At 65.5% G+C, this 18,129-nt stretch carries 18 protein-coding genes and 2 pseudogenes; 10 read left to right on the forward strand and 10 right to left on the reverse strand.

Annotated features, from left to right (window positions below):
• Positions 1-51: 51 nt before the first annotated feature.
• From msrA to NHF48_RS16425, 5 genes are all read right to left on the reverse strand, one after another.
• The gene (gene msrA / locus NHF48_RS16405) at positions 52-591 is read right to left on the reverse strand and encodes a peptide-methionine (S)-S-oxide reductase MsrA (protein WP_253071713.1); all 540 of its coding nucleotides are present in this window, start codon (positions 589-591) and stop codon (positions 52-54) included.
• The gene (gene msrB / locus NHF48_RS16410) at positions 537-1,037 is read right to left on the reverse strand and encodes a peptide-methionine (R)-S-oxide reductase MsrB (RefSeq protein ID WP_253071714.1); all 501 of its coding nucleotides are present in this window, start codon (positions 1,035-1,037) and stop codon (positions 537-539) included. Before msrB ends, msrA begins: the two co-directional genes overlap by 55 nt.
• Positions 1,038-1,186: 149 nt before the next feature.
• A complete protein-coding gene (locus NHF48_RS16415) occupies positions 1,187-2,029 on the reverse strand; it encodes a LysR family transcriptional regulator (RefSeq protein ID WP_253071715.1) in 843 nt (280 codons plus the stop codon).
• 251 nt (positions 2,030-2,280) lie between these two features.
• The gene (locus NHF48_RS16420) at positions 2,281-2,808 is read right to left on the reverse strand and encodes a MarR family winged helix-turn-helix transcriptional regulator (protein ID WP_253071716.1); all 528 of its coding nucleotides are present in this window, start codon (positions 2,806-2,808) and stop codon (positions 2,281-2,283) included.
• Between the two features lie 127 nt (positions 2,809-2,935).
• Positions 2,936-3,523 carry an alpha-ketoglutarate-dependent dioxygenase AlkB gene (locus NHF48_RS16425; RefSeq protein WP_253071717.1) on the reverse strand — a complete coding sequence of 196 codons (588 nt, stop codon included), beginning with the start codon at positions 3,521-3,523 and terminating at the stop codon, positions 2,936-2,938.
• 103 nt (positions 3,524-3,626) lie between these two features.
• Between NHF48_RS16425 and NHF48_RS16430 the strand changes: the two genes are divergently transcribed.
• On the forward strand, positions 3,627-4,274 hold the full coding sequence (locus NHF48_RS16430) for a DsbA family oxidoreductase (RefSeq protein ID WP_253071718.1): 648 nt from the start codon (positions 3,627-3,629) through the stop codon (positions 4,272-4,274).
• A 153-nt stretch (positions 4,275-4,427) separates the two neighbouring features.
• On the opposite strand, the gene NHF48_RS16435 is transcribed toward NHF48_RS16430, so the two are convergent.
• Both NHF48_RS16435 and NHF48_RS16440 read right to left on the reverse strand, forming a co-directional pair.
• A complete protein-coding gene (locus tag NHF48_RS16435; protein ID WP_259457500.1) occupies positions 4,428-4,553 on the reverse strand; it encodes a hypothetical protein in 126 nt (41 codons plus the stop codon).
• Between the two features lie 66 nt (positions 4,554-4,619).
• Positions 4,620-5,045, reverse strand: coding sequence for a DUF1810 domain-containing protein (locus NHF48_RS16440; protein WP_253071719.1), 426 nt, complete (start codon positions 5,043-5,045; stop codon positions 4,620-4,622).
• Between the two features lie 100 nt (positions 5,046-5,145).
• Between NHF48_RS16440 and NHF48_RS16445 the strand changes: the two genes are divergently transcribed.
• A complete protein-coding gene (locus NHF48_RS16445) occupies positions 5,146-5,658 on the forward strand; it encodes a hypothetical protein (protein WP_136189144.1) in 513 nt (170 codons plus the stop codon).
• A 3-nt stretch (positions 5,659-5,661) separates the two neighbouring features.
• The gene (locus NHF48_RS16450; protein WP_253071720.1) at positions 5,662-6,279 is read left to right on the forward strand and encodes a YbhB/YbcL family Raf kinase inhibitor-like protein; all 618 of its coding nucleotides are present in this window, start codon (positions 5,662-5,664) and stop codon (positions 6,277-6,279) included.
• A gap of 414 nt (positions 6,280-6,693) precedes the next feature.
• Here NHF48_RS16450 and NHF48_RS16455 read toward each other — a convergent pair whose 3' ends face one another.
• A complete protein-coding gene (locus tag NHF48_RS16455) occupies positions 6,694-7,422 on the reverse strand; it encodes a GGDEF domain-containing protein (RefSeq protein ID WP_253071721.1) in 729 nt (242 codons plus the stop codon).
• Between the two features lie 427 nt (positions 7,423-7,849).
• Positions 7,850-8,389, reverse strand: coding sequence for a peroxiredoxin (locus NHF48_RS16460; protein ID WP_056061405.1), 540 nt, complete (start codon positions 8,387-8,389; stop codon positions 7,850-7,852).
• A 90-nt stretch (positions 8,390-8,479) separates the two neighbouring features.
• Between NHF48_RS16460 and NHF48_RS16465 the strand changes: the two genes are divergently transcribed.
• Positions 8,480-9,322 (forward strand): inositol monophosphatase family protein, encoded by an 843-nt coding sequence (locus NHF48_RS16465; protein ID WP_253071722.1) that lies wholly within the window; start codon positions 8,480-8,482, stop codon positions 9,320-9,322.
• A gap of 576 nt (positions 9,323-9,898) precedes the next feature.
• Here the strand turns inward: NHF48_RS16465 and NHF48_RS16470 are convergent.
• Positions 9,899-12,034, reverse strand: coding sequence for an AsmA family protein (locus NHF48_RS16470; protein WP_253071723.1), 2,136 nt, complete (start codon positions 12,032-12,034; stop codon positions 9,899-9,901).
• 168 nt (positions 12,035-12,202) lie between these two features.
• Between NHF48_RS16470 and rpmI the strand changes: the two genes are divergently transcribed.
• From rpmI to NHF48_RS16500, 6 genes and pseudogenes are all read left to right on the forward strand, one after another.
• Complete coding sequence (gene rpmI / locus NHF48_RS16475; RefSeq protein ID WP_031395289.1) at positions 12,203-12,406, forward strand: 50S ribosomal protein L35; 204 nt, start codon at positions 12,203-12,205, stop codon at positions 12,404-12,406.
• Between the two features lie 19 nt (positions 12,407-12,425).
• Positions 12,426-12,803, forward strand: a complete 378-nt coding sequence (gene rplT, locus NHF48_RS16480) for a 50S ribosomal protein L20 (protein WP_253071724.1) — start codon at positions 12,426-12,428, stop codon at positions 12,801-12,803.
• A 305-nt stretch (positions 12,804-13,108) separates the two neighbouring features.
• Positions 13,109-13,438 (forward strand): GIY-YIG nuclease family protein, encoded by a 330-nt coding sequence (locus tag NHF48_RS16485; protein ID WP_056484988.1) that lies wholly within the window; start codon positions 13,109-13,111, stop codon positions 13,436-13,438.
• Positions 13,439-13,460: 22 nt separating this feature from the next.
• Positions 13,461-14,556 (forward strand): annotated as a pseudogene (pheS, locus tag NHF48_RS16490) (phenylalanine--tRNA ligase subunit alpha).
• Positions 14,553-16,967 (forward strand): annotated as a pseudogene (pheT, locus tag NHF48_RS16495) (phenylalanine--tRNA ligase subunit beta). The pseudogenes pheS and pheT overlap by 4 nt, the downstream one beginning before the upstream one ends.
• Before the next feature lie 285 nt (positions 16,968-17,252).
• Complete coding sequence (locus tag NHF48_RS16500) at positions 17,253-18,110, forward strand: aldose epimerase family protein (RefSeq protein ID WP_446741169.1); 858 nt, start codon at positions 17,253-17,255, stop codon at positions 18,108-18,110.
• Positions 18,111-18,129 lie beyond the last annotated feature (19 nt).

An 18,129-nucleotide genomic window follows, 5' to 3' on the forward strand; every position in this document is an offset into this window, starting at 1 on the left:
CTGCGGTCATGGAGGATTGCGGACCAGACCGGCGCTACTCGGTGGTGAAGTCTATTCCGCGGCGATCCCGGTCGCAGGCTGCGCATCGTCAGCCGTCTTGCGCTTGGGAAGCACGCAGCCAGGACGCACGAAGTGGCAGGTGTAGCCGTTCGGCCGCGTCTCCAGATAATCCTGATGGTCCGGCTCGGCCTCCCAGAAATCGCCGACCGGCACGACCTCGGTGACCACCTTGCCATTCCACAGCCCGGAGGCATCCACGTCGGCGATCGTGTCCTCGGCAACGCGCCTCTGCGCGTCGTCGACGTAATAGATGCCCGACCGGTAGGAGAGCCCCATGTCGTTGCCCTGGCGGTTCTTGGTGGTGGGATCGTGGATCTGGAAGAAGAATTCGAGGATGGCCCGGTAGCTCGTCACCGCCGGGTCGAAGACGATCTCGATCCCCTCGGCATGCGTCCCGTGGTTGCGATAGGTGGCGTTCGGAATATCGCCGCCGGTGTAGCCGACGCGGGTCGAGACGATGCCGGGCCGCTTGCGGATCAGATCCTGCATGCCCCAGAAGCATCCACCCGCGAGAATGGCGCGCTCGTGCATATTAAGCCTCCCTCTGCCTGATCGAGATATTCGCCGTAGCCTTCGTTCTCCATCTCATCGCGCGGGATGAAGCGAAGCGACGCCGAGTTGATGCAATAGCGCAGGCCACCGCGGTCGGCGGGACCGTCCGGGAACACGTGGCCGAGATGGCTGTCGGCATGCACCGACCTGACCTCGGTCCGGACCGTTCCGTGCGTGGTGTCGCGGACCTCGTTCACGTTTGCGGGCACGATCGGCTTGGTGAAGCTGGGCCAGCCGGAGCCCGACTCGTATTTGTCGGTCGATGCGAACAGCGGCTCGCCCGATACGACGTCGACATAGATGCCGGGCTCCTTGTTGCCGTCATACTCTCCGGTGAAGGGCCGTTCGGTACCCGAGTGCTGCGTCACCCGGCGTTGCTCCGGGGTCAGTCGATCGACTGCGTCCTGCGATCTTTCAAACTTCATGATATCACTCAATACTTTTCAAGAGGAACGAAGGATCTACGTTCAGAAAATAGTATTCGTCATCATGCAGTGTATCGCAGTACCTCCTGGAATTATCCAATACGCCGGACGTATAGTTTCCATACCACCGATACTGTTCATGCCGTGACTCAATTCCACGCGTACCGGGCCGCCATTTGCGCGATCTTGCGTATTTCGACTGGCGCGGTGGAGCCGGAGACCGTCGCGATCACGACTTCGCGCTCCAGGACGAACCCGTCGATCGGGCGCGTGACGAGGCCGTGCGCCGTGGCCGATCGTTCCGGAAGGATGCATATGGCGTCGCTGTCGGCGACGACCCGCTGCACCCAGTCTTCGCGATCGGATCGAAAGCGGGGCTGCACGATCACGTCCCGTCGCGCGAAGTGATCGCGGATCTCGTCCCGAAACTCGCATTTCAGGCGGTCGACGAACGGAAACCTGACCAGGTCTTCGCCGCGCACGATATCGCCGGCAGCCAGGGGATGGGTCGCGGAACAGCCGAGGACGAAGCGTTCGCGAAATAACGGGTGCACGCTCAACTTAAGGTCGGGCCGGGTTTCACGCGGCAGGATGCAGGCGTGGTATTTTCCCGACAGCACCTCCGATGCGTCCTCGTTCGACTGGAGCGAGTGCAGCTTGATCTCGACCGACGGAACTTCCGCCAGCGCGCTCTCGAAAAACGCCGAGAACTCCTTTGGCCCGACGGTAGGCGCGACCCCGACATCCAACACGCGGTGCCTTCCCATCGCCCAGTTCTCGGAATGATCGCGGACGCTCCTGACCGCCGCCGCCATGCGCCTGAATTCCGCCTCGACGTCCTGACCGAGGCCGGTAAGGCGGCTGTTCTTCCCGTCGCGATGGATCAGTCTCCCGCCGAGCTCCTCCTCCAGGCGATGGATCGCGCGGGTCAGACTGGGTTGTGACACACTGCTCAGGCGTGCTGCCGCCGTGAAATTGAGCGTCTCGGCCAAATTGATGAAGTAGCGGACTTGATTGAGTTCCATAGCCTCGACCCCTCAGCCTGACTGCTTCTTCATCCTCGGAGCGCGCCGTCGGTAAGAAGCCGGTATAAGTATGCTTGAGGCATATAGTTGCGGTTCGAGGCCATTGCTATATGCATGGCGCATATATATTATTTGCGCAGCGACATGCGCTGGTTCCTCGCTGTTTTTTTGAAAGCTGGCATCAGGTGGGCACGATCGCGAACTTCCTGCGCTTCGTCCTACGCCTCGCGGTCTACGCCTCGCTCAAGCAATTCGGCATCGATAGGGCAGTTCGTGCACCCTTCGTGGCAACACAGGCGACAGATGCGGTAGGAGTGATCGAGGTTTTCGAGGCGGTCGCGCAGGACGCGTTCGGCGATGTCGGACAGGATCTTCAGATCGTCCGGCGTGAGGATCGTCAGCCCTTCGGCAATGACCTGATCGCGGGAGGCCAAGACCTTGTCGCTGGAGATCTTGCCAGCGGGCGTAAGGTAGAGCGAACGCGTACGGCCGTCCGTCGAATGCTCCCGACGCTCGATCAACGCATCGCTCGCCAGCCGATCGACCAGGCGAACGGCCCCTGCATGTGAAAGGCCGACTCCGATTGCCAGCATGCGGATCGAGAGCCCGGGTTGGTGCGCAAGCAACGCGAGCGCCGACGCCGCAGGGCCAGCTTCCGGCGCTTGCAAGGACGTCGCACGCACGATGTCGTCGCTGATCATGAGCGCGAATGCGCCGAAGACATTGCGATCTCGAGGACTATCCATCGCGAGATCCATATGTGCGCGAAGCATATAGGGCAAGGGATACCCCGATCGGATGGTGTTCGATAAAACGGAGCGATGCCGCCAGCCTCGTACGCCGTCAACTTAACCGCGCCGAACCGCAGAAACGTCAGCGCCGGTCTTGCCGTGCGCGGTCGGTAAAGCTGCGGAAGGTGATTGACCAGCGCGTCACTTCCATCTCGGCGATGCTGTGCTCCCAGTCATGCCGCGCCTCCCCGGTGAGATGGTACACCGACCGCGGCGCAAGCGGCACGGCGGCGCGGTCGAAGCCACCGGGCGTGCGCCGCCGGAACCGCATCGTCGCCGGTACGCCGAGCGAAATACCGACGACATGCTCGAACACCGGCCGGTCGCGGTGCCAGCCGATTCCGGCCCCCGGATCGTACCGAATCAGCAACGCCTGGACGAGCGCCTCCTCCGGCAGTTTCGCGAACGCGGCGGCGCGCTGGCGGATCGGCAGCAGCCAGTCGGGCAACGGATCAGTCTCGCCGAACCGGCTCGTGTCGAAGTCGTAATGCCAGCCGAACGACCGGGTGAGCCGCTTACCGAGCCAACCCTGGAACTGGAACGGCGCCAGATCCTGTTCGTCGATCCGGGCGATCAGCATCTCCTCCTCGTCCCGGCTGAGCAGCGCGTCGCGATATTCGAGCCCTGGCAGGACGGGTGTGCCGAAAAGGTCTGCGGTCGGATTGGCCATCGAGCGGATGTAGGGAGGCGGGCGGCCATGACCAGCCGAAAGCGCCGCGGTTGCTCATCCGGCCACCGCCATCTACCGCGGAGCGCGCTTGCCGGAGACTGACATGACCGCCCATCTCAAGATCGATTTCGTATCGGACATCGCGTGTCCTTGGTGCATCATCGGCCTGCGCGCGCTGGAAGAGGCGTTGGCCCGCGCGGCGGATGCGCTCGACGCGGAGATCGTCTTCCAGCCGTTCGAACTCAATCCGACAATGCCCGCAGGCGGCCAGAATATCGGCGAGCATATCGCGGAGAAATACGGGTCCACGCCCGAGCAGTCCGCGGCGAACCGCGCGATGATCGTCGACCGCGCGGCCGACCTCGGCTTCACGATGGCGATGACCGAGACGACCCGGATCTACAACACGTTCGACGCGCACCGCCTGTTGCACTGGGCGCAGATCGAAGGGGGCCAAGCGGCGCTGAAGCATGCGCTCTTCACCGCGAATTTCACTGATAATGTCGATCCAGGCGATCACCGCGTGCTGGTCGATGCTGCGACAAAGGCCGGACTTGATCCCGTCGCCGCGGAAGAGGTGCTTCGGTCGGGACGCTACGCGGACGAGGTTCGCGCGGCGGAGGAACTGTGGCGGGCTCGCGGGATCAATGCGGTGCCGGCGATCGTGATCAACGACCGGCATCTGATCTCGGGCGGCCAACCGGTCGAAGTCTTCGAACAGGCGTTGCGCCAGATCGCTGCGGCGAGCTGACCCGGATCGGGTGGTCAGGCAGCGGGTTTGTGCTGCCGGACGCATGCTTGTCTCGGCCAGACGGCACTGCGCCCGATCGACCGGAACAACGGAGGGCGCCCCGTTATCGCCCGGTCGAAGATCTTGCCGGCGCGGTACCCGCCCCGGCGCGCCTTAGTTCAGCGTCGTCATCTCGACGGGCTTGCCCTTGGTGGTCGGGTTGGACGCGTTCGCCTTGGGTGCCTTTTCGGCCTTGGGCTTGCGGACTTCCTTGCTCGATTTCTTCTGGCTCTTCGCCATCACGGCACCTCATGGGGCGGAAGGCCCCGCTGGGATGCTACACCTTTCGCAGGCGATACACCCGTCTTATCGCGGACCCGACGCAAGCAGGTCCAATGTTGCCCGGTCGTCTTCGCCACCGAAGAACCGGTCGAGCGCCGCGCGGAACGGCGAAGGATCGTCGGCAACCGCGGCGAACAGGGTCATAGACGACCGCAACTTCACCGCATCGATCCCCCCCAGGATCGATGCGGCCGATCCGGGCGCGGCCGTCACCGTCCGCGTGACCTCGATCAGTCGCGGCCCGAGTATTGGATGCGCGAGATACGCCCCAGCCTCGTCCGCCCCGGCGATTGCGTAGGTTCGCGCCATGGCGCTTTGGCCCAGTCCGGCGATCTGCGGGAAGATGAACCACATCCAGTGGCTGCGCTTGGCCCCGTGCTGCAACTCCGCCAGCGCCTGCGGATAAACGCTGTCCTGCGCCGCGACGAAACGATCAAGATCATGCTCCATGGACCCGAGATGGTCGCATCGGCTCCCCTCCGCAACCACGATGCCGGTCGATGCGTTGCAAAGGGGGTTGAGGAGATCTGGTTATGACGACGGTGCGATCATGAGGACGGCAATCGCGGTCGCGTTGCTCGCGGCGCCGCTTCTCGTCGGCGGATGCGGACGCAACGACGATCCGACCAAGACCGCCGCGCCCAGCGGCTTCACCCCGCCCGAAACGCGCGCGCCCGCCCCGATAGCAGGTCAGGCGCAGACCACGCCGATCACCGCCTATGTCGGTAAATACCCGCATGACGCGGTCGACGGCGTCGATTTCTTCGACCGCACCGACGTTGCGACCGGCCTCGTCAACGCGGTCGGCGATGCGAAGTTGCGCGAGATGATCCGTGGTCGATCGGGGCCCGCTACGCCCGTGTTCAAGATGGGCGACCGCGTCGCGTCCTGGGGTTGCGAAGAGCATAATTGCGGCGACCACAACTGGACGGTGATCGTCGACCCGAAACGCGGCAAGACCCAGGTCTGCTACCATGACGCAGCCAAGATGGGCCCGCAGAGCGACTGGTATGACGGCGCGGCCCCTGCGCGTCGTGCCGAAACCTGCCCGTCGGAAGGATAAGCCATGCTCGAACACATCCCCGCCTGGCTTGGCCACGCGATGAGCGGCCTGCGTGCCGGTATCGACAAGCTGGCGATCGTCCAGTTGGGCAAGAACTTCGAGACGTTGACCCTGACCAGCCCGGCGTTCGCGCACGAGGCACGCCTGCCGCCGCGCTTCACTGCGGACGGGGAAGGCGTGTCGCCACCGCTTGTCTGGAGCGAACCGCCGGCAGGGACCGAACGCATGGTGCTGATCGTCGAGGATGCCGATGCTCCGACCCCGCAACCCCTGGTGCACGCAATCATCTGGGGACTCGAGGCGAATGCGGGACAACTAGCCGAAGGCGCGATCGCTGCAGACGGCGAGGGCGACGCGAAAGGTCGCGATGTCGGTCGTAATTCCTATCTGCGCGAAGGCTGGTTGCCGCCCGATCCGCCGAGCGGCCACGGCGAGCACCGTTATGCGTTCCAGGTCTTCGCGATCGGCGCGGGGGCAGGGGATGTCGGCGCGACACCCGGGCGTTCGGCGGTGATCGAGGCCATTACCGGGCATGTGCTGGCGGCAGGGCTGCTGATCGGCACCTATTCTCGCGAAGAAGAGGCCCCCATAGGGCCGGTGGGGCTGGCCTCGCCCGCCTGACCGTGACGCTCGGCAGGCGCCTCGTCGTTCAGGCGAGCGCGCCGCCTGTCTGTGTCGCGATCAGCAGGATGGTGGTGGAAAAGGCGATGAGCCCGATAAGGACGCTGCGGTTCATGATGGCTTTCCTGATCAAGCGATGGGGATGATCGGGACGGCGGTGCCGACTGCGATGGCTGCGAAGAACAGTGCGCCGACGAGCGAGAAGGCAATGCGCTGAGCGGTTTCGAAACGGATCGACATGAGATATTTCCTTCGATGGTCGGGCGCCGGACCATCCGGCCGCCGATATCGAATGAACTGCATGGCGCGTGCCAGTTTCTTAGATCATTGATTTTGCGCGATTTCTTATTTTTGCAGGGGTCGGGTTGGTGAAAATCACCACTTGCCGGTCGCAAATTGTGCCAACCCTCGGGATCAGCCCGCGCAAACCCGATCTCGGCCATTCTTTTTCGCCGTGTAGAGCAACTGGTCGGCCCGCTGGAACGCGGTTTCGGCGGCCTCGTCGGCATGGATCGCGGTCACGCCGGCGGATACCGTAATGACGCCAAGCGCGGTGTCCGTCTCCCGGTTGCGGAAGCGTTTGCCAGCGACCGTCGAGCGTACGGCATCGAGCATGTCGGCAGCTTCGGCCAAGGCGATCCCGCCGATCAAAACCGCGAACTCCTCGCCTCCATGGCGGACGACGAGGTGCGGGGCGCATTCGGCCGTCATCGCCTGGCCGATCGCGGTGAGCACGCGGTCGCCGACCCCGTGGCCGTGCAGGTCGTTGATCCGCTTGAACCGGTCGATGTCGCACAAGGCCAGGCAATAGGGCCCCGCGTTCCGGTCGCGCGTTGCGAATGCTTCCTCGAACGCGCGTCGATTGGGCAGGCCGGTCAGTACGTCGCGACGTGCCGTATCGCGCGCTTCGATCAGCTTCGACCGCAGCGAATCCGTCTCTGCGGTCGCCGCCGCCAGCCGCACTTCGCTGTCGTGAATACGGGCGATCATCGCACTGGTGATTTCGGCGATCTCGTCGATCTCCGCCAATTGCGTGATCGATGCCGCGCTCCTGGCCAATTCGCGGCCAAAGCCATGCGTCTCGGCCTGCATCGTCCGCACGATCTGCACGAAGCCATCGACCTGCTGCTGCGTCTCGATCACGAGCGCGATCGCGATCGCGGTATCGGGTGTCTGATCGGGGTTGGTGTCTGCAGCGCCGTTGGTCCGCCGCGATCGGCCCGACGGGGGGCTCGTCGATGACCGTTCCCCCGAGTCGCTCGATATCCGATCGGGTGAGACGAACGCCGTCCTGCGTCAGCGCAGCGACCTGCGCGGCCAACTCGCTCCCAGGCGCCGACATCACGGCATAGGCAAACGCGTAATGCGCAGGATCGGGGCTCAGCTTCTGTTCGTCGAGGAACGTGCCGATCCGCTCGAACAGCGTCGTGTCAGGTCTTGCGCCCCGTATCGATCCGGCCACTCGTACGTCGCGCATGTTATCCCCCGCGTCCCCGCCAAAGCGATAGACCCGAAAGCGTTATCATAATGTCACCGGACCGGCAGGTATTTGCCGGTCCGGTTTCGATCATTACTTGCCCGTGAGCTTCTGGACCGCAGCCAGCGTCGTCGAGACATGCGCCTCCGGGTTCATCTCGTCATGCACGAACGCGATGCGGCCGTCCTTGGCGATGACGTAGCTGGTGCGCTTGGTGATGTCGCGCCCTGCCATCTGCTTGCCGAGCGCGACGTCGTAGCCCTTGACCACGTTAGGCCCGGCGCTGGCGACCGCGAACTTGCCCGCGCACTTCTCGGCGGAGAACTTGCTGAGCGTCTCGACATTGTCGGCCGACATACCGATCACGGTCGCGCCCGCCTTGGTGAAAGCCGGGATCGCCTCGGCGAAGGCATGTGCCTCGGCGTTGCAGCCGCCGGTGTATGCCGCCGGGAAGAAGTAGAGCACGACCGGGCCCTTCTTCAGCTGCTCGGCGAGGTGAACGGTGAACACCTTGCCGGCGATCGCGCCGCGCGTGGTGAAGTCCGGAGCCTTGGCGCCGGGCGCGAGTGCCGCCAGCGCAGGCGCTGCAACGAGGAGGGCAGCGGCGGTAGCAAGTGTCGAGACGAGGCGCATGGATGATACTCCGGTTGGATTGCAATGACCTACGCTGGCGTGATCGATCCGTCCATTGCCCGTGACGCTCGCGCTCGATAGGCTGGAAATATGCCAGTAACCCAAGCCGATATCGATCTCGCGCACCGCCTCGCGGATGCTGCGGGCCACGTCATCCGACCCTATTTTCGCCATGAGCACGGGGTCGAGATCAAGGACGACCAATCCCCCGTCACCCGCGCCGACCGCGAAGCCGAATCGGCGATGCGCCGGCTGCTCGACGCCGAGCGCTCGGGCGACGGCATCGTCGGCGAGGAGTTTGGTGAGAAGACGGGCATCACCAACCGCAAATGGGTGCTCGACCCGATCGACGGCACGCGCAGCTTCACTGTGGGGCGCGCGATCTTCGGGACGTTGATCGCGCTTGTCGAGGATGGCTGGCCGGTACTCGGGATCATCGACCAGCCGGTACAGCGCGAGCGCTGGGTCGGTGTCGCGGGGCGTCCGACGACTTTGAACGGCGTACCGGTCCGCACGCGTACCTGCCGCGAGTTGGCAGGCTCGACGATCGCCACCACCAGCCCGCATCTGTTCGACGAGGTCGACGTGCCGCATTACTTGGCACTCGTGGCCGCGATCTCGGGTGGCAACCCGCGGCAGGGGCCCGTCTATGGTGGCGACTGCTACAATTACGGCCTGCTCGCGAGCGGCCATCTCGACGTGGTTTGCGAGTCAGGCCTGAAGCTCTACGACTTCGCCGCCCTTGTGCCGGTAGTTGAAGGCGCCGGCGGCCGCATGTGCGACTGGAACGGCGACCCGCTGACCGCGGACAGCGAAGGTCATGTGCTCGCGATCGGCGACCCCGCGCGAATGGACGACGTGCTGGAGGCGATGCACCGGTTGCAGGATGACGGGCACGGTTACGATGCGCATGACGGCCACACCCACGGGTAAAATTTCCCCTCCCGCCTGCGGGAGGGGGCTAGGGAGGGCACGACGTACGTACCGGCGTCCGGCACGCGATCGGCCCTTCCCAATTCCGCACGTGGGAAGGGAGCAAATGGCGTCATCGCAAACCCGCAACGCCCCTACACCATCACCACCCCCATCCGTCATCCCGGCGGACGCCGGGACCCACGGACACGGAGCGCTAGCCGTCTGAGCGGACCCAACCATGGGCCCCGGCGTCCGCCGGGGTGACGGGGTTGGTGTGGTGAGGAGTAAGTGCTGAGGGACGGCTGCGTCGTAGCCAAGCCGCTATCCAGTCCAGCAGCGTATGTACTTCACACTACGTGCGACACCGGCCACAGGCAGCAACGGGCCACCGGCAACAACCGACCACGGGCAACATCCGACCCGCTTGTCCACCACCGAGCCCGCTCACACCCCAATCCGTCATCCCGGCGGACGCCGGGACCCACGGACACGTAACGCTAGCCTTCTAAGCGCGCCCAACCATCGAATCCGGCGCTCGCGTGACGCGAGGAAGAGCAAGGTGGGGAAGGGGGGCGTACCATCCTCTCCATCCCCTCAGAAGATCCCCAGAAACTTCTTCCGCTGCCCCTTCCGCTCCGCGTCAGACGTCTTCCCGTCCTCGGCTTTGGCCGTCGTACCATGGCCCACGTCATCGCGCGGCTGGCCCTTGGTCGTCCGCTGCGCCGCCGCCGTAGCCCCGGAGAGCACCGGCCCGCACGCGGTAGACTTCGCATCGCCGACATCGACGAACGCCAGAATCCCCGCGACGGGCGTCGCCACCAGCGCCAGCCCGAGCCCGCTGCCGACCCGCGCAAGCAGATCCTTCGAGATTACGCTGAGCTTAGGCGCCGCGAACATTCCGCCGACTCCGACCGGCGACTGCCCGGCAAACAGGCTGAACTTCTTCGAATCCGCCCGAAACGCCAGATCCACCGCCTCGTTGCGGAAGCTGAAACCGCCGCGGCCGACGATCACGTTCTTGCGCGTATCGATCAGGATCGGGTCCGCCGCCGCGACACCGCCGCGCACGGTAAAGCCGATCAGTCCGCAATTGATCTGCACGGGCTCGTCGAGCTTCCCCTGGAACATCCGCTGGGCGAACGTGCCGATGTCGAGTTCTGCCAACTGAACGTTGCGCACCGACAGCGCGCCCGACGGCAACACGAACGCGATCCGTCCGCGCGACGACGCCAGCGAATCATGGATCGAGTCGCCGCGTCCGTCGAGCTTGATGCGACCCTTTACGGTGCCAGTCGTCCCGGCCTCGGTCAGCCCATAGCCCTTGAGCAGCCGACCCAGCGGCGTCGGCGCAAGGCGGATATCATACGAGACCGCGCTTGGCCGGGCGCGCGTGTCGAAGATGACGTCCGACGCCACGTTGCCGCGCGCCATCGAGAAGGTCAGCGGCGACAGCGCCAGTCGCCCACGCTCCAAGTCGAGCGTCAGGTCGATGTTGGAAATCGGCAGGTTGCGCGACCTTACGGCGCCGATCGTCCATTTCAGGTCAGCGTCAAAGATCTGCATCGTCGCGACCGGCAGATTTCCGTCGGGGAGCAGGCGCTGCGGTGCGGCGCCCGTTGCAGCCGCTGCGGCCACTGCGCCGCGCGATTCGACGATGTCGGGATTGAAGCCGATGAACGGGGCCGCATCGATGATGTCGAGGCTCTTGGTCGTGAGCACCGAATCGAGATGGATGCGCGCGCCGTTGGTAATCGTCAGCTTGCCCGCGAGATCGGTCCGGCCCGCCAAGCCGCGCAGGTGTGTGAAGGCGTATTCGTCGCCCTGCTTGATGAGTTGCGCGCGCAGTTTGTAGGTCCGCGTGTTCGGAATCGCGACGTCGATCACGCCCAGCAGCGTCGACAGGTTTGCGCCGCGCGCGGTGACGGCGAGCGGCACGTTCTCGACATCGGCGATGCTCGGCAGCGTCCCCGCGACGTCGATCACGTTCCCCGCCGCCCGCGCCCGCGCGACCAGCTTGTTCTGCCCGCGATTGGCGGTCGCGTCCGGCGACAGCAACTGCGCGGTGACGGTGAACGGCGTCTCGCGCAACCGACCCTTGCCCGTGAGCCCAACCGCACGGCCGATCGTCGCGTCGACCGAGCGGATGTCGGCGACCTTGAGGTCCGCCAGCACGCGCATCCGCGGATCGAGATAGCGCACCGTCGTGCCCGTCACCGTCGCCACGTCGATCCGCGGAAACTCCAGCGGCTTGCCACCCTTCTTGTTCGAGAACGTCCAGGTGTTGGCCGAATGAGCCGCATTCCACTCCAGGTCGACCGCGCCGTTGACGAGATCGAGCCAATACAGTCGCCGCTTGCCGAAGAGCAGCGACAGCGGCGCGATCCGCGTGTCGAGCTTGTCCGCCTGGAACAAATTGGGCTTGCTCGCCCAGTCGGAGTTCGAGAGCGTGAAGTTCTCCGCGTACAGCTTGATGCGGAACGGCGCGAAATAGAGCTGGAAATCACCGCGTACGGTCAGCGTCCGGTGCGTGAGCGAGCCGACGACGCGCTCGAACGGATGCTTCAGGAAGCGCCCCTTGGTGATGTACAGCACCAGCCAGATCGCGACGATGACCGCGACGATCCCGAGCAGGATGTTGCGCAGTATCCGCCGCTTGCGACGTTTTTGCGTGACGACCGGCGCAGGGGCCGCGGAAGGGGTCTCGATCGGCTGCGTCGGGCTGTCGTCCATGCTTGGCCTATCGCACGACAGCCGCGTCAGTTCCACAACGGTTGATATGGCGGATCATTGCGTCTATGCGGCCCGCTTCCTCGAAGGGAACGCGTTCTACGAATCGCCCGGCCAGTGTGGGCTGCCGCGGCGATTTCAGCGTCCTCCTTCGTAACCGAAAGGATAAAAATGCCCAAGCTGAAGACCAAGAGCGGCGTCAAGAAACGCTTCAAGCTCACCGCCACCGGCCTGCTCAAGCACGGCGTCGCCGGCAAGCGTCACCGTCTGGCGCATCACAACGGCAAGTACATCCGTCAGAACCGCGGCACCAAGCTGCTGTCGAAGGCCGATACCGCAGCAGTGAAGGCCTGGGCGCCTTACGGCCTGCGTTGAGCTGAGAAGGAATTAGACAATGGCACGCGTAAAACGGGGTGTTACCACCCGCGCCAAGCACAAGCGTATTTTGGTTCAGGCGAAGGGCTATTATGGCCGTCGCAAGAACACCATCCGCATCGCCCGTCAGGCCGTCGAGAAGGCCGGACAGTACGCTTACCGCGACCGCAAGGTTAAGAAGCGCACGTTCCGCGGCCTCTGGATCCAGCGCATCAACGCCGGCGTCCGCGCCGAGGGTCTGACGTATTCGCAGTTCATGCACGGCGTGAAGCTTGCAGGGATCGAACTCGACCGCAAGGTCCTGGCTGACATCGCCATGCACGAGGGCGCTGCATTCAGCGCCATCGTCGCCCAGGTGAAGGCGGCTCTCCCCCCAGGCCGCGTAATCCGCGACTGAGGTGAGTTTGAGGAGGGGCGTCGGTGGGAGACCACCGGCGCCCTCTTTGCGTTTGGGGGCGTGTGGGCGCCCTAACGTCGAGAGCTTCAGAAATTTACCGAACTATCCAAGCCACCCAAATTCCGTGGTCCCGAACCCCCTATCCGTCATCCCGGCGAACGCCGGGACCCACGGTTACGGCGGACCCGGCGATAACGTGCTACTATCACCCGCCCGCTACCGTGGGTCCCGGCGTCCGCCGGGATGACGGAGTAAAAATCACGGATGCTAATCATCCGGGACGCGGCGATCAGGGGGAGCACGAAATGCGCGAAACCTTTCAGCCGTGCGTCTACATCCTCCACTCCCGCCGCCACGGCACGCTCTACATCGGCGTCACCTCAAACTTGCTCGCAAGGCTGGTTCAGCACCGAGAGGGGTTGATCCCCGGCTTCACTCGCCGGTACGGCATCAAGCGTCTCGCCTATTACGAGATGTTCGACACGATGGAGGCCGCGATCGTACGCGAGAAGCGGCTGAAGGAGTGGCGAAGAGCGTGGAAGATCGAGCTGATCGAAGCGCACAATGAAAATTGGGACGATCTGGGTATCGGCCTCGGGCTGCCCCGCCTAACCGAACCCGCCCTGGGAGTATGACGTGACGCAAGACCTGAACCAGATGCGCGACCACATGCTGACGGCGATCGCCGCCGCATCCGGCCTCGACGCGCTCGACGCGTGCCGGGTCGAGGCGCTCGGCAAGCAAGGCACGATCACCGCGCTGCTGAAGACGCTCGGCAAGATGACGCCCGACGAGCGCCTCGTCCAAGGTCCGATCATCCAAGGCCTCCGCGAAGCCGTCGCCAACGGCATCGCCGAGCGCAAGGCCACGCTCGAACGCGCCGCGCTCGACGCGCGTCTCGCCAGCGAAACGCTCGACATGACGCTCCCCGCCGACACGACGCCCGCTGGCACGATCCACCCGGTCAGCCAAGTCATGGACGAACTCGCCGAGATCTTCGCCGACCTTGGTTTCGCGGTCGCGACCGGTCCCGAGATCGAGACCGACTGGCACAATTTCACCGCGCTCAACATTCCCGAGACGCACCCCGCGCGCGCGATGCACGACACCTTCTACCTCCAGCAGGGGATCGACGCGAAGGCGGCCGGCACCGCCGACGAGAAGACGACCTTCTCGCTGCTCCGCACGCACACGTCGCCGGTCCAGATCCGCACGATGTTGAGCCAGAAGCCCCCGATCCGCATCATCGCGCCGGGCCGCACCTACCGCTCGGACTCGGACGCGACGCACACGCCGATGTTCCACCAGGTCGAGGGGCCTCGTGATCGACAAGGGCATCACGCTCGGCCATCTGAAGTGGACGCTCGAAACCTTCGTGAAGGCGTTCTTCGAGCGCGACGACATCGTGCTCCGCCTGCGCCCCAGCTACTTTCCCTTCACCGAGCCGTCGGTCGAGATCGACGTCGGCTACACGTTGGTGAGGGGCAAGCGCGTCGTCGGCGGCGCCGAGCCCGATGGCTGGCTCGAGATCCTCGGCTCGGGCATGGTCCACCGGAAAGTGATCGAAGCCTGCGGGCTCGACCCCGACGAATGGCAGGGCTTCGCGTTCGGCTGCGGGATCGACCGGCTCGCGATGCTCAAATACGGCATGGACGACCTCCGCCCGTTCTTCGACGGCGATATCCGCTGGCTCAAGCATTACGGCTTTTCGAGCCTCGACGTTCCCACTTTGTCCGGCGGAGTCGGCGCATGAAGTTCACGCTCACCTGGCTCAAGCAGCACCTCGAAACCAGCGCCACCCTCGACCAGATCGTCGAAGCACTGACCCGCATCGGCCTCGAGGTCGAAGGCGTCGAGAACCCCGGCGAGAAGCTTGCCGCGTTCAAGATCGCCAAGGTGCTCAGCGCCGAACGCCACCCGCAAGCCGACAAGCTCCAGATCCTGTCGGTCGACGCCGGTAACGGCCCGCTGCAAGTCGTCTGCGGCGCGCCCAACGCCCGCGCCGGCCTGGTCGGCGTGTTCGGCGCACCCGGCGCCTATGTTCCCGGCCTCGATGTGACGCTCAAGCTCGCGAGCATCCGCGGCGTCGAATCGAACGGCATGATGTGCTCGACGCGCGAGCTGGAACTCGGCGAGGATCACGACGGCATCATCGAACTCCCCGAAGACGCGCCGATCGGCACCGCGTACCCGGACTATGCGGGCCTGACCGACCCGGTCATCGACGTCGCGATCACGCCCAACCGCCAGGATTGCATGGGCGTCCGCGGCATCGCCCGCGACCTCGCCGCCGCCGGTCTCGGCACGCTCACCCCGCTGACGTTCGACGCGTTCACCAGCGAGGGCGCAGGCCCGGACGTCCGCACCGACGACACCGCCGGCTGCCCCGCCTTCTTCGCGCAGACCGTCACCGGCGTGACCAACGGCGACTCCCCGAGTGGATGCGCCGCAGCCTGCTCGCGATCGGCCAGAAGCCCATCTCCGCGCTCGTCGACATCACCAACTATCTGATGATCGACCTCGGCCGTCCGCTGCACGTCTACGACCGCGCGAAGCTCTCCGGCGGCCTCGTCGCGCGGAAAGCCAAGGACGGCGAGCAGGTCGTCGCGCTCAACGGCAAGACCTACACGCTCGACGCGACCATGACCGTCATCGCCGACGACACTGCCGTCCGCGACATCGGCGGCATCATGGGCGGCGAGCATTCGGGCGTCTCGGCGGACACCACCGACGTCCTGATCGAATGTGCGTATTTCGATCCCGACCACATCGCGCGCACCGGCCAGAAGCTGACCCTTACCTCCGACGCGCGCAGCCGCTTCGAACGCGGCGTCGATCCGGCGTTCCTCGAAGACGGCTTGGCCATCGCCACTGCGCTCGTGCTCCACATTTGCGGCGGCACGGCCAGCGGCGTCACGCGCTCGGGCGAACCGCCGCTAGACCCCCGCGTGATCCACTACGACCCCCGCCTAAGCGCGGACCTCGGCGGCCTCCACGTCGCCCCCGAACGGCAGGCGCGCACCCTGTTGTCGCTCGGCTTCACGATCGGCGCGATCACGTCCGCCGATGCGTTCAGCGACGCGCTGTTCTCGACGATCGAAGGCAAATGGCCGGTCACGATCCCAAGCTGGCGGCGCGACGTCGACGGCCCCGCCGACCTCGTCGAGGAAGTCGTCCGCATCGAGGGCATCGACACTATCCCCTCGACGCCGCTTCCCCCGCATGCCCGGCGTCGCCAAGCCGACCGCCACGCTGGAGCAGAAGCTCGAACGTAGGGCGCGTCGCGCGGCGGCCGCCCGAGGGCTCGACGAAGCGGTAACGTGGAGCTTCCTCTCCGACGCCGAAGCCGCGCCTTTCGGTGGCGGCGCGTGGACGCTCGCCAACCCGATCAGCGAAGACCTCAAGGTCATGCGCCCCTCGCTGCTCCCCGGCCTGCTCGCCGCGACGGGGCGCAACCTGAAGCGCGGAGCGCAGACGGTGCGCTTGTTCGAGATCGGCCGCCGCTATCTGGCGGAAGCCGAACGCGCGACGCTCGGCGTAGTTCTCGCGGGCGACCGCCGCCCGCGCGGTTGGCGTGAAGGCAAGGCGGCGAGCTTCGACGCGTACGACGCCAAGGCCGAAGCTTTGGCGCTTCTCGCGGCCTCGGGCGCGCCGGTCGATAACCTGCAAGTGATGGGGGAGGCCGGCGATGCATGGCACCCCGGCCAGTCCGGCACGCTACGCCTCGGGCCGAAGACGGTTCTGGCAAGCTTCGGCATGCTCCATCCGTCGGTGCTGAAAGCATTCGACCTCGACGGAGCGGTCGCCGCGGTAGAAGTCTACCTCGACGCCATTCCGCCCAAGCGTGCCACCGGCTTCTCCCGCCCGGCCTACACGCCGCCGGCGCTCCAAGCCGTCCGCCGCGACTTTGCGTTCCTCGTGCCGGCGGCGCTCGCCACCGACACGCTGGTCCGCGCGGTCAAGGGCGCCGACAAGGTCGCGATCGTCTCGGCGCGCGTGTTCGACGTGTTCACCGGGCAGGGGGTCGAGGACGGCCACAAGTCGGTCGCCGTCGAGATCGTCCTGCAACCGACCGCCAAGAGCTTCACCGACGAAGAAATCAAGGCGATCGCCGACAAGGTCGTCGCCGCGGCGGCAAAACAAGGCGCGAGCCTGCGCGCATAAGCGTGCCCCTCACCCTTCCCACGACCAAGCGGCCGCGGGCCCTTCCCCTCTCCCCGCAGGGGGAGGGAGAGACGCCGAAGGCGGCGAGGGTGAGGGCACGCGCTGGCGTCCTAATACCACCCCGGCGGAGGCCGGGGCCCAATTGGGAAGGCCATCGTAATGACGCGATGCCCTTCGTTAACACCGTTCCCCAATTGGGCCCCGGCCTTCGCCGGGGGGTGGCGTGCGGGTAGTATGGTGAGCGTTTTAAAGCCTCGCGCGTTTGAGGCTCACGGAAGGAATCCCATGACCGACCTGATCACGATCGCCAACGACCACCTCACTGCGCAGATCAACCCGCACGGTGCCGAACTCACCCACCTCCACGACGCCGACAGCCGCGAGTTGATGACCAACGCCGACCCGGCCTTCTGGACCGGTCACGCCCCCATCCTCTTCCCCGTCGTTGGTGTCGTCAACGAAGGCGTCATCCGCCTCGACGGGCAAGCCTACCCGATGCAGAAGCACGGTTTCGCCCGTCACTCGACGTTCGACGTTGTCGCGCAGTCGGAAACCTCCGCCACCTTCCGCCTTACCGACAGCGACGAAACCCGGAAGGCCTACCCCTTCGCGTTCGCCCTCGACCTCGTCTTCACGTTAGACGGCGCGACGCTGACGCTCAAGGCGCACATCCACAACCGCACCGACGCGGCGATGCCGGCAAGCTTCGGCTTCCACCCCGCCTTCGCCTGGCCGCTGCCGTACGGCGAACCCCGCGCAGACTACCGCATCACGTTCGACGCCGACGAACCCGGCAAGCTGAAGGCGATCAGCCCGGACGGCCAGATCGCGGTCGACGAGCGCCCCCTCTCCGGTCGAGGACCGCGTCATCGCCCTGCGCGACGAGCTGTTCGCCAAGGACGCGCTGGTCTGGGACCCGATCCACTCCGACGCCGTCACCTATGGCGCCAAGACCGGCCCGCAGTTGAAGATCGCCTTCCCCGACACCCCCAAGCTCGGCATCTGGACCAAGCCCGGCGCGGCCTATGTCTGCGTCGAACCCTGGCACGGCATCGCGGACCCCGAAGGCTATACCGGCGACTATCGCGACAAACCCGGCGTGTTGGAGATCCCCCGCGGGCAATACGAAGAGCATCACCATGAGCGTGACGCTGGTCCCCGC

The sequence above is a fragment of the Sphingomonas sp. H160509 genome (genome assembly GCF_024124765.2).
In the GTDB taxonomy this organism is placed as follows: Bacteria; Pseudomonadota; Alphaproteobacteria; order Sphingomonadales; family Sphingomonadaceae; genus Sphingomonas.